The organism is Chryseosolibacter indicum (assembly GCF_018598585.1).
In the GTDB taxonomy this organism is placed as follows: Bacteria; Bacteroidota; Bacteroidia; order Cytophagales; family Cyclobacteriaceae; genus Chryseosolibacter; species Chryseosolibacter indicus.
Genome location: NZ_JAHESD010000079.1, coordinates 1 through 23,006 on the forward strand (window position 1 = coordinate 1; position 23,006 = coordinate 23,006).

Here is a 23,006-nt window from a genome sequence, read left to right on the forward strand (position 1 = left end):
CAGTTAATACTTCGGCAAAGGAGTTAATGGAAAGAGGAGAAGCCCATTTAAGAAAAGTACGAGCAGGTCAATGGGGTACTATTGTCATTATATCCCTTTTGATCATCGTCTTGATTACCTATTTCATTTTTATGAAATCCTATCTGATGAATGGCTTAACAATCGGATTAACCTTGATGATTGTGGTGATGATAGCGCGGGTAGTTTTGGAGTGGATAAGTGCCAGACGATTTGTAAAGATTAGGCCAGACAGCTCGCTCGCAGAATTTAGTGCAAGAATGCAGGGGTATTATGCCTGGAGAAAAAAGATTCATACAGTATTTATTCCCACCATCTACATTCTCTATGTAATCGGATTTACTTTGCTCCTTCCTGCATTCAAAACTAACCTGTCACATAGTATGTATCTTTATTGTGTAATAAGTGGCTACGGATTCTTAACGCTCTTTGCCTTTTTATTAGTTCGAATTTTAAAAAAGGAGATGAAATTATTGGAGTTTTTAAAAGGTTTTAACTAAACCCTATTCTATTTCCATATGGCTATCTCTCTGTTCATATCTGTGACTACCTTAGGGTCCACACATCCTTACTTTTATCTTTTAAATAATGTCAATAAATAACCATTATATCTTTGTTCACTTCCCTCCCTGATTTTCCAAATCGGTTGGTCTGAGTTATTGATTTAGCTTTCCGATCTTCATGTTTAATTAAACAACTTTATAAGTCCTTCCTCAGTCGTTTCTGCTAATTCAAACACGATGTCGGACCTGGATCGCAAATCGAGCAATGTGCGGGAAGCGAATATTTTCTTATCCTTTATGGTTACGCCAATCAACTTCACCTTGCCTTCACTTGGAATTTGTCGGAATACATTATTAAGCACGGTGTCATTGGCCACAAAATAGGTCGTCGTCAGTACGCTGTTCAAGTCTTCAAACACTAAATAAACGATGGCACTCGTCACACTATCTTGTGGATTAAAAGCAAATTGTAAATCCCTTTTATTAGTCATCTCATAAAATCTGTCAACATTTATCCATCCCAATTGTTCGAGCTCAACAGCTTGATATAACTTCTTCCGAAGGTTTTGATTTTCCAACGATTCTTGCTCTGTTGTTTGTGTTGTTTCAACATTATAGTAAATGGTATCTAAGTCATCTAAAGAGATCTCGATAACACTAAATTCTGACCTGGCAATAGAGCTAGCATTATTACGCTGTCTCAACAGTACGCTTGTTTCTAGCCAATTCATTTGTTCAAGGGAATCCCTTTGACCATAAAACAATTTCATTTCATCGTCGCTTAACTTAGGAAATTCCGCTTTTATACTTTTACCTTTTTTAATCTTGAGATCTTTACCCTCCGAGGAAATCCTTATCCAATAAGCGCCACCAGAAACAAGAAGCTTCCCATTTGATATCGTTTGAGCGTCAGCTGTTATTAAGTCATATCGATTAGCAAGTTCTATCAATTCAACACCGATCTCTTTCCCCATCACCTCTCCGCCAACCTCTGTTTCTAGATTTTTAGGATCTATTGTAAGCACCGTTCCGTTACTACCCTTTGCTACAATCTGTTTGGTCGTCTTAAAAGTGAACCTTTGAGTTACGTTCTTCGTAACTAAATTTTTTAAACGTTTCGATTCAGCAGCAAAGTCAGTAACTGGAACCTTCTTCTTAAGTGCTTCCTTTGTTTTACACTGCGTCAATGCGGTTGAAAGAATCGAGAATACAACAAGAGCAATAAAAACTGCTTTATACCGCATTACGTTAATCCTCATATTAATATTTTAAGGAGAGATGCTAAACCGGCGGCATTCCATAAAACTGACTGCAATTTTTTATTCAAAAATTTATCTTTTTAGAATAATCATAAGGTCCCGCGCTAGAATTGTTCTATCGTAGGGCTCATGGATAAAATTATACAAGAAATACGCTTCACCTTTTAACACTCAATAGAGAAGTTCAATCGCCCTCATTGCTTATGCTACGCATTACCCATTTGTCAACTGTATATTAACAAGTCGATTATAAATTTATGTCTAATGTCCATTTTACCCCTCTATAACCCCAATCAAACCACAGGTTCACCCGAGGATGCTTCGAGGATGCTTCGACCATGCTTCGACTTTGCCTCGACTTTGCCTCGACTTAGCGTACCTAATAATTACTGTTCAAGGCATCTTAACCATCAGCAGACCGCCTCTGTTTAGACCAATAGATTTAAAGAAAACAGGCAGGGGTAATGCTGTCAATTACAGCTAAGCGTTGAAGAAGATACGGAAGACCTCGTTCGTCCCGGACTTGCGGTACTGTCAGCTGCATGTTATAAACCGTCAACTCCATTCCATGCCTATTGCCCACTTTTCAGATGCGGTTTTATTGATATTACGAATATCCACCTGGCTCATTTCTGACCAGTTCCTGTTCAGTTCTATGGTTTTATCAATTGATTCATTGTCAACTGGCTTTTGCCTACTGCCTATTGCGCCGTGCCCAAAGCCACCCTCACTCTACCCTCCCTTAGTATCCAGATACCCTCCAGAGGGTATGCCACTACCCGCCTAAAGGGTTTTACTTAGAATTGTTCTAAAGTCCTGCTCTAGTTACAGTTTCCTCATCCATATTTGCAGCCTCTGATCTATACCCTTAACCATTAATATTCAGATGAATAGAATTTTATACTTATTCTTTTTCCTGATTAGCACAGGAACCATTTTAGCGCAAACCGGAAATGTTTCGGGTAGCGTTAAAACCAGTGACGGACAGCCCGCATCTTTCGTAAACGTATATCTGAAGGGCGCCAATAAAGGAACCATTACCGATACAGAAGGCAATTTTGAGATTACCAAAGTAAAACCAGGCAATTACACATTGGTAGCCAGCTTTGTTGGACTGCAAACACAAACGCAAACTGTTGATGTAAAAGACAACCAGACTACTGAAGCTTCATTCACGCTGGAAGAAGACGGCCAGGAACTAAAGGAGGTAGTAATTTCTGCCGACCCTAGTCAGTATGTGAGCGATTATCCGTCTATCTCGCTGCGTTTAAAAACACCGCTTATCGAAACACCACAAAACATACAGGTAGTAAATGCACAAGTCATTAAAGATCAACAGATCTTTGATATGCGTGAAGGCATCATCCGCAACGTAAGTGGTGCCACAGCATCAGAACACTGGGAGACTTATGCAAGAATTGTAATGAGAGGCGCCCGTATTGCTTCTTTCCGTAATGGCATGAACGTAACCAGCAGTTGGGGCCCGTTAACAGAGGACATGAGCATGGTAGAACGTATTGAATTCGTTAAAGGCCCTGCAGGTTTTATGCTCGCGGCAGGTGAGCCTAGCGGATTTTACAATGTTGTTACCAAGAAGCCTACCGGCGTTAACAAAGGAGAAGTAGGCATGACTATCGGAAGTTATGGCACCTACCGTGGTACACTGGACCTCGATGGCAAGCTCAGCAAAGATGGAAAATTACTTTACAGACTGAACTTAATGGGTCAGCAAAAAGGAACACAAAGATCGTATGAGTTCAATGACCGTGTTTCCATCGCCCCGGTTATCAAATATCAGATCAACAAAAATACATCGCTTACTGCAGAATATACACTTCAGCATGTAAAAATGTCTCCAATAGGTTCCAGCTATAGCTACTCTGCTAACAAGTTGGGAGATCTTCCAACAGACTTTACGACATTAGAACCTAACATGCGCGCAACAACAGCAAAAGATCAATCATTATTCCTCACGTTCTCACATGGAATCAATGACAATTGGAAGTTTACAGGACAAATAGCTTATCAACGTTTCGACCAGGTAGGTGAAAGTTTGTGGCCTGCAGGCTTTACAAATGGTGTGTTAGTTCGTGGCATGAATAACTGGGATGTTCTCGGAACTGCAAAAGTAGGACAGTTCTTTGTTAACGGAGACGTAGAAACTGGAAAGATAAAGCATCGTATTCTTGCAGGAATAGACATGGGTGATAACAGTTCATTTCAGGATTACTGGCAATTCGGAACCTTCATTGGCACAACCGACTTTGATGTATATAATCCTGTGTATGGCACAGTGCCTGGAAATGCTTATCCTGTGTTTGACCGCTCATTAGATATACGCGAACGCGGCGCCGTATCAAGCACACAGTATTCAGCACTTTATATCCAGGATGAACTCCATCTATTTGATGAAAAATTAAGACTGACACTGGCAGGCAGATATACGAACACTGACGATAATGGCTATGCAAAAAACACCATTAAAGATAAGTTCACACCCCGGCTTGGAGTCAGTTATTCAATAAATAGCAACACTAGTGCTTATGCCGTATATGATCAGTCATTCATACCTCAATCTGGTGTCAATTTCGAAAAGGAACCATTTGATCCACTTACAGGAAATAACATGGAAGTTGGTTTAAAAAAAGAATGGTTAAATGGGCAATGGACGGCTACTATATCATTGTATCAGATTACCAAAAACAATGTATTAACGGGTGATCCAGAACACCAAAACTATTCTATACAAATAGGTGAAACCCAAACACAAGGTCTTGAATTTGACATACGTGGACAGATTGTTGAAGGTCTAAATGTAACGATGAACTACGCGTACACAGATGGAAAAATAACAAAAGATACAGATGAGACAATGGTTGACCGGCAGATACCAGGCACAGATAAACATATTGCCAATGCCTGGATCAGTTACCGCGTACCTCTAGGTGTAGTTAAAGGGTTAGGTATTGCAATGGGAGTACAACATGCTGCAGATCGCACAAACTGGTATGGGGCATACTACCCAACCGTTAACTCAAAAATGCCATCTTATACAAGATTTGATGCTGCATTATCTTACCAGTTTGAAAAATTAAGCATCGGCCTTAACGTAAACAATATTTTCGATGCTGAACTAATATCTGGTTCCTATTTCCTTCCTAGCAATTTTTACTTCTGGCAATCAGAAGCGCTCAGAAACTATCGCTTATCGGTAAGCTATAAGTTCTGATTTATCTTTGAAGCGTAATTATGATGAGTGTGTGACATTAGCAGTCACACACTTTTTTTATTTAATAGTCAGCCTAGTGAATCGCTTCTCGTTAAATGCTGCGCATAATTCTGAAGTAACGTGCAATTAGAACTATGCATCTACCTGATTGTTTCCCTGCGCTTATACATCTTATATACTTCAAACCATATTACGGAAATAAACCCTGTTAAAGAGGCAACCGCCAACTGGCTCAAGGTAAGAGAAGTAAAGTTGAAGAATCCAGAAAGAGGCGGGTAGTAGATAAAGGTTGCTGTCAGCACAATGGTTACTCCAATGATTCCTAATACCAGGTCATTTTTATATCGAATAGTAGTAACAATTGAATAATAAAATGAACGATTTGCCAAGGTCAAAAAAACATTTGCCGTAATTAACGAAGTAAATACCATCGTTCTTGTTATTAACTCACTGCTATAATTTTGAAAGGCAAACTGATAAATAAATAACGTGCCAAGCGTTATTGCAAGGCCCTGTACAACACTTAAACTCAGTTCTTGCGTACTAAAAAAAGTGGTACTAAAAGGTCTCGGTTTTTGAATCATTGTATTTTTTTCCATTGGCTCATTTTCATAAATGATAGAGCAGGTCGGGCCACAATCAGTTCTAGGAAGATCACGTGCACAGGCGTAAAAACAGAAGGATAAGCCCACCCTAGAACAAGCGGTATAAACACCGTAAGAATAATAGGTATGTGAATAGAGATGATGTACTGAACTGCTTTTTTCAAATTAGTATAGATCTTTCTGCCCATTGCTATGGCATCAATCATGCGGGCAAGGTTGTCATCAGTTAATACAATAGATGAAACCTCCTTGGCGATCTCTGAACCCTTTTTGCCCATCGCGATACTGATATGGGCCGCTTTAAGCGCTGGCCCATCGTTAACACCATCTCCTGTCATTGCAACCACATGTCCATTTGCTTTTAATGCATTCACTATTCTGAGTTTTGCCTCAGGAAACATGCGGGTAAAGATGTTGTACTCCATTACCTTCTGCCTGAGAATGTCTTCAGAAAAACTTATAAGTTCATCGCCACTGATTACCTTATCATAACCAGCAAAGTTTATCTGGCGCGCTATGGTAGAGGTTGTAGCGGAGTTGTCTCCTGTAATAATTTTGATCTGCATACCTGCACGATAGAAGGCATTGAAAACATCGGTAATATTTGCTTTTGGAGGATCATAGAACGCGACCAACCCCAGGAAGGAAAAGGACAATTGTTGCTGATCTTTTGGAAATGCATCACCTTCAACCTTGCTAACACCTACACCCAGCACGCGATAACCCTCGCCAGCTAATGACGCCAGTGCTTGTGTAATGCTCGCCTCTTGTTCGGAAGTTAAGCGCGACACCTTTACTATGGCTTCAGGGGCGCCCTTGGCCGCCACGATTCGCACACCCGATGAATTTTCAAAAACATGTGTCATCATCGGAGGTTTGCCTGCAAGCGGATATTCATGTACCATTCTGAAGTTACTCCGTTGGTCAGTTGCAGAAGTTCGTGCATAAGCTTCATGAAGCGCTGCCTCCATTGGATCAAAAGGGATTGGTTCACTTGCCCACATTGCCGCAGTGATAATTTCATGAGCACGTGCATCATCCTTGTCATGGATAGACCTCGTGGCAAGTGAAAACACTTTAGTTAACTGCATGCGATTTTCAGTAATCGTACCCGTTTTGTCCAGGCAAATGATTGAGGCACTTCCTAACGTTTCTACTGTAGAAGTATTTTTAATAACAACGCCTAACTTCGTGAGTCGCCATGCTCCAAGAGCCATAAAGGTTGCAAATGCTACTGGGATTTCTTCGGGAAGAATACTCATCGCAAGTGTTAGCGCCTTGAGCAGACTTTCCAACAAATCAAAAGAGCGTGAAAAATTTATTAACCAAACGATCAGGAAGACAATAATGCCTGCGAGGGCCATCTTCTTTACAAAATTGCCGATTTGTTTTTGGAGCGGTGTTTCTCCTTTTTCAATTGATTCTATTGTTTTACCAATCTTGCCAAGAGCTGTTGCGGCTCCAACAGCAATTACTTCGCAAATAGCCAAACCACCGCTAACCAAACATCCTTGAAATACCTTATTGTTGATTTTGTTGTCCTTCTCAACAGGAAGAGACTCACCAGTTAAAATAGAATCATTCACTACAAAATCATTGGACTGTACTACTCGCCCGTCCGCCGGTATAGAAGTACCTTCTTCAACGATCATATAATCCGCTACAACAAGCTCTTCTTTTGGAATCGTTAAAATCTTACCATCTCTAATGACTCTGCAAAGCGGTTGTGTCAAAGCCCGAAGTTTATCCAACGCTCTTTTGCTCCGCGACTCCTGAAAAAGAGAGATTCCGGTAACCATAAAGATTGCAGATATCATGAAGATACCATCACTGGTATTACCTGTTAAAAAGTAAATCAACGCTGCAACTACCAGAAGGATCAGCATCGGTTCTTTTAACACGTCCAGTACAACAGTTAAGAAGTGACTCTTACTTTCCTTTATTTCATTCCTGCCGTGCCTTTTCCGCGATTCTAATACCGCAGCCGTAGTTAAACCTCTGATTCCGGACTTCTCAACGATTACATCAACCTGAGTTCTCAAATTAACTTTAGATTATCTGCGTTATATTATATTTACAAAATAGGAAAAATCAATTGCCTAGAGCCTTGTAAAAGAACTATATATTGCCGTTTTGGGTTTAGATAAAATAAATACTCCTGTATGTACAGTCACATCATTAAATGAAACGAACGTATGAAGGGTGAACAGGAAGTGCTACTTCGTCTTCTTTAATGCGGCAATCCATCTCTTAGCAACCCATACATCCATGTGCCTGCAATGGCGCTCAGTAACGTAACGATTACAACAATAAATCCGCTTCCTATTTGTGCGAAGAGTGGTCCGGGACATGCGCCTGTCAACGCCCATCCCAATCCAAAGATCAATCCTCCAATAACATTACCCCAATGAAATTTCTTCTCATGAAATACTACTGTTTCATCCTTCATGGTCTTGATGTTAAATCTCCTGATAAGCCACACTGAAATCATCCCTACAACAACTGCAGAGCCTATTACTCCATACATATGAAAAGAATGTAGCCTGAACATTTCCTGGATCCTGTACCATGAGATAATTTCAGCCTTTACGAACACTATTCCGAAAAGCACACCCAGAATGAGATACTTCAGGTTTGAGGTGATTAAACTTTCCTTTTCCATCTGATTATTCGGTGCCTCGCATTCTTCAGGAAGCGATGAATGAATAGTCGTAATAGGTTTTCTTATTTTATTATCCATAACGCTTCTCTTATGCAATAATTGACATGATCCAGGGAAATACGAGGTGCACCATAGCAAAGCCTCCCAACATAAAACAACAAGTTGCTACCAGTGATGGCCATTGAAAAGTTGAAAGCCCCATGATGGAATGACCCGAAGTGCAACCTCCGGCATAACGTGTTCCGAAACCAACCAGGAAACCCCCGATAATAAAAAAGAACAGACCTTTTAGGTTCAGTAGGTTCTCAACACTAAAAATTGCAGAAGGCATCAGGTTGTTATCAACGGGTATATGCAATGCTTCCAGCGCCTGCGTAGTTGCTGGTGAAACTACTATCGGATCCGGATTGCTTAATAGCTGAGAGGCCACAACGCCGCCAAGCAATATACCTGCAACAAAAAACAGGTTCCATGCTTCTTTCTTCCAATCATATTTAAAAAACGAAATATTTGCCGGAATACATGCAGCACAAATGTGTCTTAGTGAAGATGATATTCCGAAATGCTTGTTACCAATCAATAACAATGCAGGAACTGTAAGGCCTATTAATGGACCTGCTACGTACCACGGCCAGGGCTGACGAATAATTTCTAACATAACATTGTAAAGCTAATTGTTTGCCAGGAAGAATTTGAAGCAAACAATTTCAGCATATGGGAATAGCGATAATAATATAACCCATATTACTGACCAACAATTAACTACTGACCGTTGGCATTAATGCTACCGCACCGCATTATCAATTGCCTATTGTCAACTCGCAAATTCCCTTGCCTGCTGCCCTTTACCTCCCTACTAATTCAACATTGTAGTTACAGGCACGCTACACGGAAGCTACAGGAAAACCACCGAAAACAAGCCGTTTTCCCGTAGCTACACTGTGTTTCCGGGCAAATTCCCGTTTCCCCAGATAATGCGTGCCTGTTTAAGGATTGTTAGACTACCCCGGCGATCAAAAAAATTTTCCAATTCTTTTACTATGCACCTAGGATGCCACGTGCCGGCTTACTTTTTGACTTATGACTACCCTATTTCTTGCCTATTGCTTTTTGCCCATCGCCTGATTTTCTGACTAAAATCTTGACCCAGTTCTTCGACTTTGTCAATTGATTCATTGTCAATTGTCTAATTATCCTTGCCTTATGACTTACCCTAATCAACAACTTCCCCTTTAATAGTAAGCTGCACCAATCCCTCTTCTGTATTGGCATTAACAGATACCGACTTTGTGAACTGACCTGCCTTTGCAGCATTGTAGGTAGCTGTTACATAACCAGAAGCTCCAGGCGCAATGGCATCTTTAGAATAAGACGTAACCGTACAACCACACGATGCCTGCACCGAGGTTATGACCAGGGGAGTTTTACCACTATTGATAAAAGAGAACTGGTGTGTAACCGGCACGCCTATTTTTATTTTACCAAAATCATGTATGGTGGCTTTCCATGAAAAGATGGCGCTTTCGTCTGCTCCTGTTGTTGAAGGCTTGTTATTAAAAGCGATGCTTTGTGTAATGACGACAGCTACTATAGCTAGTCCTGCAAGTGTTAGAATTAATTTCTTCATTTCATTTTACATTTTAAGGTTGAAAATTTTGGTGTTGTGTTCGAACGATTCAAAGATGCAGGAGTGTAAAACAAAAAGCTGTTAACAAAAATCTAAATGATGTTAAAGGTCTGTTAATTCTAAAATAGCTACTGTCGATTGTTAACAAGATGTTAAAAGACTTAAGTGCCAACTGATTTTCGTAATTTTAAGTTGTGAAAAGCTCAACAATCCGATTCGTAGTTATTCTCGGTGCCTTATGTATTATTGGTATTACCATTACCCAGCTGTACTGGGTAAGAAGGGCCTTCGACCTGAAAGAAGCGGAGTTCGAAAGAACAGTTAATGCTTCGCTTTTTAATGTCGCTTATAAGATTTTCGATATTAACAATACGCCACCGCCAACAGCTAATCCAGTAAAGCAGATATCGACCAACTATTTTATCGTAATGGTAAATGGTGATGTTGATGCGAGGCTGCTTGAATTCCTGCTTAAGTCGGAATTTGAGAAAAGAAACATCCTGGTGGATTTTGAGTACGGCATTTATGACTGCGCCAAAGAGAAGATGAAGTATGGCGACTACGTGCCGCTGCTTTCATCCAAAGAAAAAGTAACGAATAAAAAACTACCAACATGGAATCACTACGCCTATTACTTCGGCGTACAATTCCCTAATCGTGAAGCCCACCTCCTCAACCAACTCGGCATCTGGTCTTTTTCCAGCTTTGTTCTTTTAATCGTAATTATATTCTTCGCCTATACGTTATTCATTATCCTGAAACAGAAACGGCTTTCCGAGATCCAAAAGGATTTCATCAACAATATGACGCATGAGTTCAAAACTCCAATCTCAACCATAGCCTTATCTGCGGAAGTACTAAAAGATCCGAATATTATAAAACAGCCGGAACGCCTGCTGAACTATACTACTATTATCGAAAAAGAAAACTCGCGGTTAAAGCAACATGTTGAACGTGTATTACAAATGGCGCGACTTGACAAAGAAGATATCGGCCTGAAAAAGGAACGCCTTGACATTAATCACATCATTACTGATGCTATTAAAAACACATCTCACGCACTGCAGGAAAGAGGTGGTATTATAGACACAGAACTAGAAGCATCGCAGCATTATCTTGAAGGTGACAGACTTCATGTAACCAACGTGCTTAATAACCTTATTGATAATGCCATTAAGTATTGCAGAGAAACACCTCATATCATTATCCGTACAATTAATTCCGGAAAAAATGTTATTATAGAGGTACAAGATAATGGAATAGGTATCAGTGCTGAAAATCAGAAAAGAATATTTCAAAAGTTTTACAGGGTGCCTACCGGTAATGTGCATGATGTAAAAGGTTTTGGGCTTGGCCTTAATTATGTAAAAACTGTTGTTGAAGCCCATAAAGGAACCATTCGCCTAGAAAGCGAGCTCAATAAAGGAAGTACGTTTAAGGTTTACTTACCCATAAGTCAATAAAATGGAAAGTCAGAAGAAGATCCTGCTTGTTGAAGATGATCCAAATCTTGGATTTGTAATCAAAGATAGCCTTTCAGTAAAAGGTTATGATGTTACCTTATGTAAAGATGGCAGCGAAGGCGAATCAGTTTTCAAAGAAAGAGCATTTAACCTTTGTATCCTCGATGTAATGCTCCCTAAAAAAGATGGCTTTTCATTAGCGCGTTCCATACGCGAAAGAAATAAAGAAATACCTATTCTCTTCCTTACAGCAAAGGCCATGATGGAAGACAAACTAACAGGGTTTCAAACCGGCGCGGATGACTACATTATAAAGCCTTTTAGCCTCGATGAACTTATATGCAGGATGGAGGTTTTTTTAAGACGTACGGTTCCAGCAGAAGCAGTGAATGAAAAAATATACCACCTGGGAGGATACGAGTTTGACCCTCATAACCTAGTGCTAAGAAAAAACGACTCAGAAAAAACACTGACACAGAAAGAAGCTGAGGTTCTTAAACTACTTTATAAAAACAGAGATCGTGTCCTCAAACGCGAAGAAATTTTGACTCAGATCTGGGGTAACGACGATTATTTTATGGGAAGAAGCATGGATGTATTTATTTCCAAACTTCGTAAATACCTGAAAGACGATCCCGCCATTCAAATTGTAAACTATCACGGCGTCGGATTCAGACTTGAAGTAAGATAACTTTACACCATCATGTCTGACATCAGTTTCTTCGGGGTCTTTGGTGCCTTTATTTGTATTGCACTTATCGTCATTGGCGTACTGGTGTTCATTATCGCGCTAACAATATCACTCCTGCAAAAAATAGCCAATGGAGAAAGGTTGCGTCGCCAGGGAGCTTTTGGTTATGTTATAGGCTCTCTTATCCCTATGTTCTCCGGACTAATCTTTCTCTATGCTTCTGCAACTATTACTAATGGTGAAGTATTGAAAGCATTTGATGATTACATTAGTTTTGTACTGATGGTTGCAGCCCTTGCGCCTATGATTGTGATTGGTCGAAGCTGGAGACGAAGAAAAGCTAGTCCTCCTCAGGAGCGTAACGATCAATAATATCCTGGCTGATAATTCTGTACATTTCAGCTACTTCCTCCTTATCTTTCAGGAACTCCATGTGCTTATCCAGTATCTCAAGGTCACCTCTTTTCGCAGGGCCGGTTTGAGATCGTTCAGGTCCGATACTTAAACCTTTATTAACAGTTTCTGCAATAAGTGGCTTAAGCAGATCGAAGTCCAGGTTGCTTTCCCTCATAATTTCATGCGAAAGCGTAAGCATATGATTGGTAAAGTTGGAGGCAAATACCGCAGCCACATGCACCGCCTTCCTGCTCTCGGAAGAGATCTTTAAAACCTTTTTACTGATTGCTTTACCCATTGTCATCAAGGCCTTTTCAGTAAAATCGTTTTCACTTTCAATTAAAATGGGGATATCACTGAAATCTACTTTCTTGCTTTTTGTAAAAGTCTGCAAAGGGTAAAACACACCAATATTTTCAGTAGGCGAATATCCTAAAAGACTTAAAGGCTGACTTCCCGAAGTATGGATTAGAATAGCATCATCGGGTAAAACAATTTGTTGTGCAATTTCCGGGATAACATCATCTGAAACGCAGATAACAAAAATCTTTGATTTACTCAGAGAGAAATCAAGCGATGTTTTTACCTGACCTTCATAAAGTCTTTCTGCTAAAGCTTCTGCATTTTTAGGATTATGACTATAAACCTCTTTTACAGCAAAGTCAGTATTATCAAGTGCTGGAGCAAGATGCCACGCAAGATTCCCTGATCCGATAATTGATACATTCATTGTGATTCCACTTAAAGTTCCTTTACTCCTTTTACTATTCTATCCTTACCTGAAATATCTTTCACTATTTCAACCTTTGCAAATCCATTTTGCTCAAACAACAAAGCGACTTCTTTGCCAAATTGCCAATTGATCTCAACAGCAAGCAGACCTTCATAACGCAACGCAGTTTTTGCTTCTCTCGCTATAGCGCGATAAAATATGAGAGGATCATCGTCTGGTACAAACAAAGCCAGATGGGGCTCATGGTTTAGTACATGGCTACTCATCTCAGCTTGCTCCATTTCAGTTATATACGGTGGATTGCTTACAATAACATCAAAGAAGGCGTAAGGCAAAGGTTGTTTAAGAATACTATGGTAAATAAAATCAATGTTTGCGCCAAGTGTTGTTGCGTTTTCTTTTGCCACTGCAAGTGCTTCATGGCTTATATCCGAAGCGTATAGTTGAGCGTTGCTAACTTCACAGGCAAGGGTAATGGCAATACAACCACTGCCTGTTCCTATATCCAGAATCCTTGGGGTAGCAACATCTTTTGACTTTAGGTGATTAATAGCAGTAAGTACAAGCTCCTCTGTTTCGGGCCTGGGTATAAGAACAGAAGGACTAACCATAAACTTCCTGCCGAAGAAGCTTGCCTCCTTTAAAATATACTGAATAGGTTCTTGCCTGTTTAACCGCTCAACAGCCTCTTTAAGTAAAGCCTCCTGACCTGGTGTTGATTCTATTTGCTTTTCGGCTAAAAGCTGCGTACGTGTTAATCCTAAAACATGCTCCAGCAAGAGCAATGCTATGTATTGTGCCTCCTCCCGATCATATTCTGTTATATCGTTTACTATTTCCTGGAACAGAGCTTTGGAATTCTTCATCGCTTATTAATCTTTGCAAACATAAGCATGTTTACATCACTATAGGTCCTTTAACCAAGGGATTATTAAAGACGTTCAATGACGGAGTTATCAGTACAAAAAGATCAATTATATATGCAGCGTGCCCTTGAGCTGGCAACACTTGGAAGCGGCGCTGTTAGCCCTAATCCATTGGTAGGCTGCGTCATCGTTCATGATGACAGGATTATTGGCGAAGGATGGCACAAGGTATATGGAGAGGCCCATGCTGAGGTTAATGCTGTTAATTCAGTGGCTGACAAAAGTCTTTTAAAAGAAAGTACCGTTTATGTTACGCTCGAGCCTTGTTCTCATTTTGGCAAAACACCTCCGTGTGCTGACTTACTCATTAAAGAAAATGTAAAACGCGTTGTTATATGCAATGATGATCCTTTCCCTCTTGTGGCTGGCAAAGGAATTGAAAAATTGGAACTTGCAGGCATCCAAATAACCAGAAATGTACTGGCAGAAGCGGGAAGGGAGGTCAATAAACGGTTCTTTACTTTTGTTGAGAAGAAGCGTCCTTACATTATCTTAAAATGGGCTCAAACGGCCGATGGGTTTATTGCACGGGAGAATTATGACTCCAAGTGGATCAGCGATGAATATTCCAGACAACTTGTGCATAAGTGGCGCGCTGAAGAAGACGCCATCCTGGTTGGTTCATCAACAGCCCTTCATGATAATCCAACACTAAACGTGCGTGATTGGACTGGCCGTGATCCTGTAAGAGTAGTTATCGATCGTTCTTTAAAACTCCCCGGCAGCCTAAACTTGTTTAATGGACCACAACGCACAATATGCTATAACCTGAAGGAAGAAAAGACCAAGGAGAATGTTCATTTTGCCAAAATAGGTGAAGGGCAATTTATTGAAGAGGTGGTTAAAGACCTTTGTACGCGAAAAATTCAATCTATTATTGTTGAAGGCGGTGCTAAAACACTTCAGGCTTTTATCGATGCTAACCTTTGGGATGAAGCCCGGGTGTTCTATTCTCCCATTCATTTCCAAAATGGTATTGAAGCACCGCATATAAAAGGTAAACAGATGCAGGAGATAAAATTAAAAGCTGATACACTCAAAATAATAAGTGCATAGCTATGGATAACCACTTCCAATCTTTTCACCAAAGTCGTTAACTAATTTAAAGCAAATTACGTTTCTCCATATATTTCGGCACAAAAACCAACTCTTATGGAAAAAGTAAATATTCGTGAAAAGTTAAACTTAATTCACGATCATTGGAATCCGAGAATCATCGGAGAACTTAATGGCCAGCACGTTAAGGCTGTTAAAATAAAAGGTGAATTTATGTTTCACCATCATGAAAATGAAGATGAACTGTTTTTGGTTATCAAGGGAAAATTAAAAATGGAATTCCGCGATAAAACTGTCGAAATCAACGAAGGTGAATTTCTTATTGTTCCAAAAATGGTCGAACATAAGCCGATAGCAGAAGAAGAAGTAGAGATGTTATTATTTGAGCCTGCATCAACACTAAACACAGGTAATTTAGAAAATGAAAGAACGCGTAAAGAACTAGAGAAAATTTAAGATCATGGCTGAAGAACTTATCATTGCTACGTCAGTAGATAAAAAAGAAAAATACAAAACACTTATTCCCCAGATTGAAGCCCTTGTTGCCGATGAGAAAGATGTTGTGGCCAATCTTTCCAACATTGCTGCAGCGCTTAAACAAACCTTCGATTTCTTTTGGGTAGGATTTTACCTTGTTAAAGACAATCAATTAGTGCTGGGGCCATTTCAGGGACCAATCGCCTGCACGCGTATCAACTTCGGCAAAGGTGTATGCGGCACTTCCTGGAAGGAAAAGAAAACCATACTGGTACCTAATGTAGATGAGTTTCCTGGTCACATTGCCTGTAGCTCAGCTTCAAAATCTGAGATTGTTGTACCCGGATTTAAGAACAATGAGGTAGTCTTGGTTCTTGACGTGGATAGTGACAAGCTAAATGATTTTGATACAACCGATCAGGAAGAACTGGAAAAGTTGATGAACATTGTAGGAGGATTGCTATAAGAAAACATGGCCAGTAAAGAGCTGAAAGCGTTCTATCAGTCGAAGGCTGATAAGCTAACTATCACGTTAAGCAGTGTAAGCAAGAAAATAAATGTTGTTTCAAATATAAGGCTCGGTGTCGCACTGCTATTTCTTCTTGCGCTTTACTTTGGTCTAACATACCACGCATTGCTATATGCATTGCCCGTACTTCTTTTCATCTTTGTCATTCTTGTCCACAACCACAGCAGACTTTTTGATGAGAAAATACACCTCCAAAATCTTATCACCGTTCAACTGAATGAGTTACAAGGCTTAAAAGGAGATTACTCCTGCTTTGATAATGGCAAGGTCTTTATTCATACACATCACCCCTATACGCACGACCTCGATATCTTTGGTGATGGCTCCCTCTTTCAGTTTGTAAACCGATGCAGCACGCTTAACGGTAAAAAATTATTGGCTTACCGCCTTGCCAACCGATTTGAAACAAAAGACAAAATTGTTTTACATCAGCAGGCAGTAGTTGATGTCTCAGCTAAAACGGATTTCAGGCATGAGATGCAGGCCAGTGGCATGCAGGTTGAAGAACAGGCTCACGACCGGATACAGTTACGCGAATGGGTAAAACAAAAGCCATTTCTTTACGGCAAATCCTTTTACAAAGGCGTGCTTACAATCTTCCCGGTAGTAACAATCTTACTACTGATCACCTCATTTATTATCGATGGGGCTTCACGATTTTTCTGGCTGGCAGTTTTCGCGCAACTCACATTCCTGGGATTTCATATCAAAAAGATCAATGCCTTTCACGAATATATTAGCAAGAAGAAAAATATACTTGATAAATACGCAACGCTTCTAAGCAAAATACAGAACGTCGATTTCTCTTCCGTGTTAATGAAAGACCTGCAACAGAAAGCCAAGAACGCCGATGTAAAAGTGAAGAAGCTTGCTTCACTGGTTGGCGCACTCAATGCACGATCAAACATTATGACAACACTGTTTACTAATGGTGTACTCATGTACGACCTACAATCCGTTTATCGTCTCGAGAAATGGAAAGAAGAAAATGCAGCAGACCTGGAGCAATGGCTCAATACAATTGAAGAGATGGAATTTATTTGTAGTCTTGGCACACTTGCTTTCAACAATCCGCATTTTGTTTTTCCTGAGATTAACGCAGAAAGAAAACTGGAAGCGGAGGAACTGTCTCACCCGCTAATACTGCGGGATGAGAGTGTATCTAATGACGTCCACCTGGATGCAGCCCAATCGATCATGATCATCACCGGGGCAAACATGGCAGGTAAGAGTACTTTTTTAAGAAGCTTGGGTGTTAATGTAGTGCTCGCATTGACCGGATCTCCTGTATGTGCCACACGCTTTAACTGTGCATTGATTGATATCCGATCAGGTATGCGCACGGCTGACTCACTGCGCGACCACCAATCCTACTTTTATGCTGAATTGAACAGACTGAAATCTATTGTTGATGAATTGCAGGAAGGAAAACAACTCCTCATTCTCCTCGACGAAATTCTTAAAGGAACGAACTCAACCGATAAGCAGGCAGGATCTATTGCACTGGTAAAACAATTTATTGATTACCCAAGCCTGGTACTCATTGCTACGCATGATCTTGCACTGGGCGATCTGGAGCATGAGTACCCATCAAAAATCAGGAACTTTTGCTTTGAGCCAACCATCATTAATGATCAACTTTCATTTGACTATAAGTTAAAGCGAGGCCTCGCTCAAAAAATGAATGCTACATTCCTGATGAAGAAGATGGGAATTATACCGGTTTAAATACGAATTCTATTTCACCACCGTAGCTTCCAGTTCAACTTTCAACGTTTCAAAAAGACCTTTTACTTCAAGCAGAGTAGAAGCCTGTTTCATACCATACTTAGCTACCCAATCCTGGAAGACATCAAAGCACCTAAAAAGCTCGGCTGACGAAGTCGTATAAACATTTAACCGTACAATGTTCTTACATTCATAGCCTGCTTCCGTTATCACCTGTTCAAGGTTTTGTATCGCTTGAATAAGCTGAACTCTCATATCTTCTGTACTTGATTGCCCGTTGACATCAACGGCAGCCTGGCCGGCACAGTACAACGTTCCTTGCACCTGTTTTACTTCAACAGCCTGAACATAGCCGCGTTCATCCTGCCATTGCCAGGGATTAACTATTCTTTTTTCCATGTGTTTACGTTAGTTTGTGTTTTAGTTATACACTGCAAAGCTGCGAAGAACGCAAGTAACATGATGTGACATACATCACAATTACAAAAAACATGAAAACAAACTAACGTGAAAGCCGGCTCAGCGTTTCGCGCGAAACACCCAGGTAAGAAGCTAGCAGTGTTTTAGGCACCCGTTGAATAAGGGAAGGATATCGGTTAAGAAGTTGTTCATACCGTTCCTTGGCATCGGAAGCAAGGAAAGACAATATGCGCTGCTGCGATGCAACATGACCACCATTTGCCTTTTTTAAAAAGAAATGCTCCATCTTTTGAAGTCCGGCACATAACTTCTCATAACCTTCTAAAGAAAGACAAAGCACGGTCGTATCTTCAAGACATTGTAAAGACAATGCTGCATTGGTCTGCGCAAGGAAGGCTTGAAAATCGCTCTCCCACCACTCCTCCATGGCAAATGAAACAATATGCTCTTTCCCTGCTTCGTCGTTATACAACAACATCAACAACCCTGAGACTACAAAATAAACATAAGGCACACGCTCTCCTTTCTGAAAAAGGAATTCACGTTTTTCAAAACGCTTACTGATAAAGTGCGAACGCACAAAATCAAACTCATCATCCGCTAGCGCTACTACGTTCTCTATGTGTTGTCTTAACTTATCCTGCATACATCAGAAAGATATACAAGTCAGTGCTATTGCCCAATTGATGTTAATCTTTTTAGGGCGAGGGAAACGCATACATTAAGGCCCCATTATCACCTGACTACAATTCCAAACTGCTCTTTCAATTCCAACCTTAATTCTTCGTCACTACCTATAACCCTTTCAAGCCTTTCACCATTTCTCTTTTCAACCAACTTATCATTGAACAACGTAACCCTACCTGCCGTTGTAGGTTTTGTACAAACAGTATTCTTGACAAAGTATGACATTGGGTTGGTTTGCTTATCGAAACAAATATCATGAAACCGATCGATCGTCACATCAGTTAAATTGAAAGTATACTTTTTATGAAAATCTGTCCCATCTGAAGACATTGATAACAGATAGTTCATTTCACCGAGTTCTTCTATCTTAAAGAAACTTCTTCCATCTGTCTGAATACCATTCTTAATTTCAAGCGGTTTTATAAACAGGTCACCAAAGCCAACATCGAGCAAGAACTTCTTCGTTGTTTCTACATAGACTGACATGTGATCATACTCTGGTCCTAACCCGCCTGCATCGTCAAAAATCCTTGCTGAAATTATTTTACTCTTAAACCCGAGACCACAAAGGAGCCAATTAAACAGGCTGTTCAACTCATAACAAAAACCGCCCCTTGATTCTGCTACTACTTTGTTATATACGTTTTGTGGTTCTAAATCAAAGATTCGCTTGTAATGAACATCCAGATTTTCAAAAGGAACATTGAAAACATGACTTTCATGAAGCTGAATTAACGTCGCGTCATCAATACGGATAGCCTTTTCAGGGACACCAATTCTTCTGAGATAACAGTTCTTATCCATGATGGAGAGAAGAGCTTTGTTAAGAAAGTAAGGGAATTGTTATTATTGTCTTTCGTATTTTTTCAAGGTTATTAGACAAGTTGTCAACTTAACTTGTTAATTCCTTTAAGTTTATCTGGATCTTGCCTAGTATCCAAAGGGAGAGAATTAATATTTGAGTTTCCGTTTCCTCATAAATTATAAGATAATCCTTAACGATCTTAACACACGTATTTGCATCATCGGTGGGCTTCCCAATTTGAGGAAAATCAACAATTAGTTTAATTGACCCTCTGAATAATTGGTCAAGCCTCTTGCTATAAACGCTTGACTTATTCTCGTCTCCAATAGTCAAGAATTTCTTTTCTATCAAACTGCGCTCTGAGCGACCAGACTACTTGCTTAGCCATTCATCAATCTCTTTGACGGCCTGATCATTCTTCAAAGGTGAGGCAGGATTATCCTTACAGACTCGCGATGCCCTGTAATTCGCAACACCAAATTTAATTCCGTTTTCTGACAAAAAGGCTTGAAAATGGGAGGATATACAAAGGATATAGCTAGGGTTTAGGATGGCCTTACCACGGTTTTAGCTACCTTTTAGAAAAAAGGCTGCAAAATCAGAATTCAATTTAGCTTTCGGCAATTATGGCAGTCGTCTTAAAATAAAGGCTCTAAGTTTCCTAATCAGCGTTTACTTCCCTGTATTAAAATAGACTCCCTTATCGATTGTTCTTTAAGATGCAAAAACGCCTTTCGTTCCTCATCTTGTTTGAATCTCTCGAAATCCTGCTCGATGTCAAATTCAACCAAGTGAATTTCGTAAGGGGCTTCTATAGTATGTTCTACATAAGCACTTGCCTCCGGCCTAATCCGGAATAAAAGTTTACCGTTATATTTCTTAATAATCGGGATTGCTATCTCTTCAAATTGATCAAATGTTTCTTCCTGTCCAGGAACAATGTAAATGAGCTGTGTGATGTAAATCATTTCATGCTGAGATTAGATGTATCTGCTATTCAAGATAGTAATTCCATCATTAAGGATGGCATCAGGAATAGTATTAGCTATAGATTTTATATCTTAAAGAAAGGAACATTTTCACTAGTTTAGGATTAAGCAGTTGACATGCTCTATGAATACAGTTGATACGAATAACATTCTCAACCTTCGAAATCTTATATGCAACGCCATTAAGAGCAAACAGCGCATTCAATTTATGTACAATGACAAACTACGTATCGGCGAACCCCAATGTTGCGGCATCAGCACTGCGGAAAAAGAAGTTGCAAGACTTCACCTTCTGCAAGGTGGAAGCAGACCCGAGCAATTGTTTGAACTGGCAAAGGTGAGTTCCCTCATACTTCTTAATGAACATTTCACGAAGCCTGGTCCGTACTACAGCAAAGATGTTAAAGCAATGAAAGAAATCTTTTGTCAGCTTTGATCAACTATAACCTATAGCTGTTTCATCTCCAATGGATTTTGATTCAACAGCTTCACCATAATACTGTACAGTTCCGGCAACTCCTCGCTGAAGCGCGCTGGTCTTTCAAAGAAGTTCTCAACGGCCACAGCAAAAAACTCGTGAACATTAACACAGGCATAAGGTCTGAAGAAAGTATTAGGCTCTGTTGATGCACATATTCTTTTTGCCCAGGCATCAAATTGCTCCAGGGCATTTTCATTCAGATATCGTGAGTTCTCATAGCGAACAATATTCTCAAGGCGCAGGGCATGGGCCATTTCATGAAGTCCTACATTGGTTGAATCAGTCTGATTAATATATCCGTCTACAAATGCCTGCCATGAAAGCACAATGATACCATACTTGGGATTCACCTCACCCTTGTGATACTGTTTTGTAATGGATGAATAATAGTTGTTGGGATAAACGAGGATCTTATTAAAGTGCCGTAAGTAGACATGGGGTAACCCAAAGGTTAGCTGCACTGCCGATGCAGCTATCAGCACTTTAGCTTCAACAGGAACGTGACTTACATTTCTGGGAATGAAACGCTTTCCATAAATGAAGTTTGTCACCTTCAGTTCAAAGCGTGCCTTGTTCTTGTCTGATAAATTTCTGTAATAGCGAAAGTACTTCTGTAGAATATCCCTGTACTGTTGAGGTACAGGGAGAACATATGTCTTTAGCGGAGCCGTAGCTCGTGTAGCATAACCGTAGCCTCGCCTTATTCGCTTTCTATGCTGAAAAATAAGGATCAGTACAATGGCTAATACTACACCATAGGAAAACATTATTAAAACTTCCGGAGAAGTCGGTTTATAGAGCAGGCCTCGATAAGCTTAGGCTTAATCTCCTGGATGCTTACACGTTCCTGCTTCATTGTATCCCTATCACGAATAGTAACAGTGTTGTCTTCCAAAGTCTGATGGTCTACGGTAATGCAATACGGTGTACCTATAGCATCCTGTCTTCTGTAGCGCTTACCAATAGCATCTTTCTCTTCATAGAAACAACGTAAGTCATACTTCAGGTCGTTCATGATGGCCGCAGCACGTTCCGCCAAACCATCTTTCTTCACTAAGGGAAGAATAGCCACCTTAACAGGCGCAAGCGGAGGAGGAATTCTCAACACCACGCGCTCACTTCCATCTTCCAGTTTTTCTTCCTTATACGATTTTGCGAGTACAGAAAGGAAACACCTGTCAAGACCAACAGAAGTTTCAACTACATAAGGGATATAATTCTGGTTGTCTTCTGAATCGAAGTATTGCAATTTCTTTCCTGAGAACTTCTCATGATTCTTCAGGTCGAAGTCAGTGCGCGAATGTATTCCTTCAAGTTCTTTAAAGCCCATTGGGAAGTTGAACTGAATATCACAGGCTGCATTGGCATAATGCGCCAGGTTAAGGTGATCGTGAAAACGATAATTCTCATCACCTAGACCAAGTCCTTTATGCCACAGCATTCTCTTTTCTTTCCAGTACTCATACCACTTCATTTCTTCTCCCGGCTTCACGAAAAACTGCATCTCCATCTGTTCAAACTCACGCATCCTGAAAATAAACTGGCGCGCTACGATCTCATTTCTAAAGGCCTTCCCAATCTGCGCAATACCAAAAGGAATTTTCATCCTTCCTGTTTTCTGAACGTTAAGAAAGTTTACAAATATACCTTGTGCCGTTTCAGGGCGGAGGTAAATCTTGTTGGCTTCATCTGCAAGCGAACCGATCTCGGTAGAGAACATCA

Annotated in this window: 25 protein-coding genes; 10 read left to right on the forward strand and 15 right to left on the reverse strand. The window is 40.2% G+C overall.

Annotated elements, in window-relative coordinates:
- Positions 1-518 (forward strand): hypothetical protein (locus tag KK060_RS22080; RefSeq protein ID WP_254156712.1); only part of this gene is annotated, 518 nt, incomplete at its 5' end.
- Positions 519-703: 185 nt separating this feature from the next.
- Here the strand turns inward: KK060_RS22080 and KK060_RS22085 are convergent.
- A complete protein-coding gene (locus KK060_RS22085; RefSeq protein WP_254156714.1) occupies positions 704-1,780 on the reverse strand; it encodes a hypothetical protein in 1,077 nt (358 codons plus the stop codon).
- Between the two features lie 886 nt (positions 1,781-2,666).
- On the opposite strand from KK060_RS22085, the gene KK060_RS22090 reads away from it, so the two are divergent.
- Complete coding sequence (locus KK060_RS22090; RefSeq protein ID WP_254156716.1) at positions 2,667-5,009, forward strand: TonB-dependent receptor; 2,343 nt, start codon at positions 2,667-2,669, stop codon at positions 5,007-5,009.
- A 140-nt stretch (positions 5,010-5,149) separates the two neighbouring features.
- On the opposite strand, the gene KK060_RS22095 is transcribed toward KK060_RS22090, so the two are convergent.
- The 5 genes from KK060_RS22095 to KK060_RS22115 all read right to left on the reverse strand — a co-directional run bounded on the left by KK060_RS22095 (position 5,150) and on the right by KK060_RS22115 (position 9,903).
- Positions 5,150-5,608, reverse strand: coding sequence for a cation transporting ATPase C-terminal domain-containing protein (locus tag KK060_RS22095; RefSeq protein WP_254156718.1), 459 nt, complete (start codon positions 5,606-5,608; stop codon positions 5,150-5,152).
- A complete protein-coding gene (locus KK060_RS22100; protein WP_254156720.1) occupies positions 5,590-7,656 on the reverse strand; it encodes a cation-translocating P-type ATPase in 2,067 nt (688 codons plus the stop codon). The genes KK060_RS22095 and KK060_RS22100 overlap by 19 nt, the downstream gene beginning before the upstream one ends.
- 188 nt (positions 7,657-7,844) lie before the next feature.
- On the reverse strand, positions 7,845-8,354 hold the full coding sequence (locus KK060_RS22105) for a DUF6691 family protein (protein WP_254156722.1): 510 nt from the start codon (positions 8,352-8,354) through the stop codon (positions 7,845-7,847).
- A 10-nt stretch (positions 8,355-8,364) separates the two neighbouring features.
- Positions 8,365-8,934 carry a YeeE/YedE family protein gene (locus KK060_RS22110; RefSeq protein ID WP_254156724.1) on the reverse strand — a complete coding sequence of 190 codons (570 nt, stop codon included), beginning with the start codon at positions 8,932-8,934 and terminating at the stop codon, positions 8,365-8,367.
- A 555-nt stretch (positions 8,935-9,489) separates the two neighbouring features.
- Positions 9,490-9,903, reverse strand: a complete 414-nt coding sequence (locus tag KK060_RS22115; protein WP_254156726.1) for a DUF1573 domain-containing protein — start codon at positions 9,901-9,903, stop codon at positions 9,490-9,492.
- A gap of 194 nt (positions 9,904-10,097) precedes the next feature.
- On the opposite strand from KK060_RS22115, the gene KK060_RS22120 reads away from it, so the two are divergent.
- The 3 genes from KK060_RS22120 to KK060_RS22130 are packed head-to-tail and all read left to right on the forward strand — an operon-like array spanning position 10,098 to position 12,429.
- Positions 10,098-11,366: a sensor histidine kinase gene (locus tag KK060_RS22120; protein ID WP_254156728.1), complete on the forward strand. Its 1,269-nt coding sequence runs from the start codon at positions 10,098-10,100 to the stop codon at positions 11,364-11,366.
- Position 11,367: 1 nt separating this feature from the next.
- The gene (locus KK060_RS22125; RefSeq protein ID WP_254156730.1) at positions 11,368-12,057 is read left to right on the forward strand and encodes a response regulator transcription factor; all 690 of its coding nucleotides are present in this window, start codon (positions 11,368-11,370) and stop codon (positions 12,055-12,057) included.
- Positions 12,058-12,069: 12 nt separating this feature from the next.
- The gene (locus KK060_RS22130) at positions 12,070-12,429 is read left to right on the forward strand and encodes a hypothetical protein (protein WP_254156732.1); all 360 of its coding nucleotides are present in this window, start codon (positions 12,070-12,072) and stop codon (positions 12,427-12,429) included.
- Here the strand turns inward: KK060_RS22130 and KK060_RS22135 are convergent.
- The gene (locus KK060_RS22135) at positions 12,398-13,183 is read right to left on the reverse strand and encodes a Rossmann-like and DUF2520 domain-containing protein (protein ID WP_302180152.1); all 786 of its coding nucleotides are present in this window, start codon (positions 13,181-13,183) and stop codon (positions 12,398-12,400) included. The genes KK060_RS22130 and KK060_RS22135 overlap by 32 nt on opposite strands.
- Positions 13,184-13,194: 11 nt before the next feature.
- The gene (gene prmC, locus KK060_RS22140; RefSeq protein WP_254156734.1) at positions 13,195-14,052 is read right to left on the reverse strand and encodes a peptide chain release factor N(5)-glutamine methyltransferase; all 858 of its coding nucleotides are present in this window, start codon (positions 14,050-14,052) and stop codon (positions 13,195-13,197) included.
- Between the two features lie 78 nt (positions 14,053-14,130).
- On the opposite strand from prmC, the gene ribD reads away from it, so the two are divergent.
- The 4 genes from ribD to KK060_RS22160 all read left to right on the forward strand — a co-directional run bounded on the left by ribD (position 14,131) and on the right by KK060_RS22160 (position 17,902).
- Entirely contained in the window at positions 14,131-15,168 is a 1,038-nt protein-coding gene (ribD, locus tag KK060_RS22145) for a bifunctional diaminohydroxyphosphoribosylaminopyrimidine deaminase/5-amino-6-(5-phosphoribosylamino)uracil reductase RibD (RefSeq protein ID WP_254156745.1), read from the forward strand.
- A gap of 96 nt (positions 15,169-15,264) precedes the next feature.
- A complete protein-coding gene (locus KK060_RS22150) occupies positions 15,265-15,624 on the forward strand; it encodes a cupin domain-containing protein (RefSeq protein WP_254156747.1) in 360 nt (119 codons plus the stop codon).
- Positions 15,625-15,628: 4 nt separating this feature from the next.
- A complete protein-coding gene (locus KK060_RS22155; RefSeq protein WP_254156749.1) occupies positions 15,629-16,111 on the forward strand; it encodes a GAF domain-containing protein in 483 nt (160 codons plus the stop codon).
- A gap of 6 nt (positions 16,112-16,117) precedes the next feature.
- Entirely contained in the window at positions 16,118-17,902 is a 1,785-nt protein-coding gene (locus KK060_RS22160) for a MutS-related protein (protein ID WP_254156751.1), read from the forward strand.
- Between the two features lie 9 nt (positions 17,903-17,911).
- On the opposite strand, the gene KK060_RS22165 is transcribed toward KK060_RS22160, so the two are convergent.
- The 5 genes from KK060_RS22165 to KK060_RS22180 all read right to left on the reverse strand — a co-directional run bounded on the left by KK060_RS22165 (position 17,912) and on the right by KK060_RS22180 (position 20,782).
- Positions 17,912-18,301, reverse strand: coding sequence for a RidA family protein (locus KK060_RS22165; protein ID WP_254156758.1), 390 nt, complete (start codon positions 18,299-18,301; stop codon positions 17,912-17,914).
- Between the two features lie 103 nt (positions 18,302-18,404).
- On the reverse strand, positions 18,405-18,968 hold the full coding sequence (locus KK060_RS22170; protein ID WP_254156760.1) for a Crp/Fnr family transcriptional regulator: 564 nt from the start codon (positions 18,966-18,968) through the stop codon (positions 18,405-18,407).
- A gap of 89 nt (positions 18,969-19,057) precedes the next feature.
- Positions 19,058-19,813, reverse strand: a complete 756-nt coding sequence (locus KK060_RS22175; RefSeq protein ID WP_254156762.1) for an arylamine N-acetyltransferase family protein — start codon at positions 19,811-19,813, stop codon at positions 19,058-19,060.
- Between the two features lie 88 nt (positions 19,814-19,901).
- A complete protein-coding gene (locus KK060_RS25300) occupies positions 19,902-20,165 on the reverse strand; it encodes a type II toxin-antitoxin system RelE/ParE family toxin (protein WP_367397534.1) in 264 nt (87 codons plus the stop codon).
- 314 nt (positions 20,166-20,479) lie between these two features.
- Complete coding sequence (locus tag KK060_RS22180; RefSeq protein WP_254156764.1) at positions 20,480-20,782, reverse strand: DUF1330 domain-containing protein; 303 nt, start codon at positions 20,780-20,782, stop codon at positions 20,480-20,482.
- Positions 20,783-20,927: 145 nt separating this feature from the next.
- On the opposite strand from KK060_RS22180, the gene KK060_RS22185 reads away from it, so the two are divergent.
- Positions 20,928-21,239 (forward strand): hypothetical protein, encoded by a 312-nt coding sequence (locus KK060_RS22185; protein ID WP_254156766.1) that lies wholly within the window; start codon positions 20,928-20,930, stop codon positions 21,237-21,239.
- Positions 21,240-21,250: 11 nt separating this feature from the next.
- On the opposite strand, the gene KK060_RS22190 is transcribed toward KK060_RS22185, so the two are convergent.
- Entirely contained in the window at positions 21,251-22,051 is an 801-nt protein-coding gene (locus tag KK060_RS22190) for a zinc-dependent peptidase (RefSeq protein ID WP_254156774.1), read from the reverse strand.
- Positions 22,052-22,053: 2 nt separating this feature from the next.
- On the reverse strand, positions 22,054-23,006 hold a 953-nt coding region (locus tag KK060_RS22195), incomplete at its 5' end, for a glycine--tRNA ligase (RefSeq protein ID WP_254156776.1).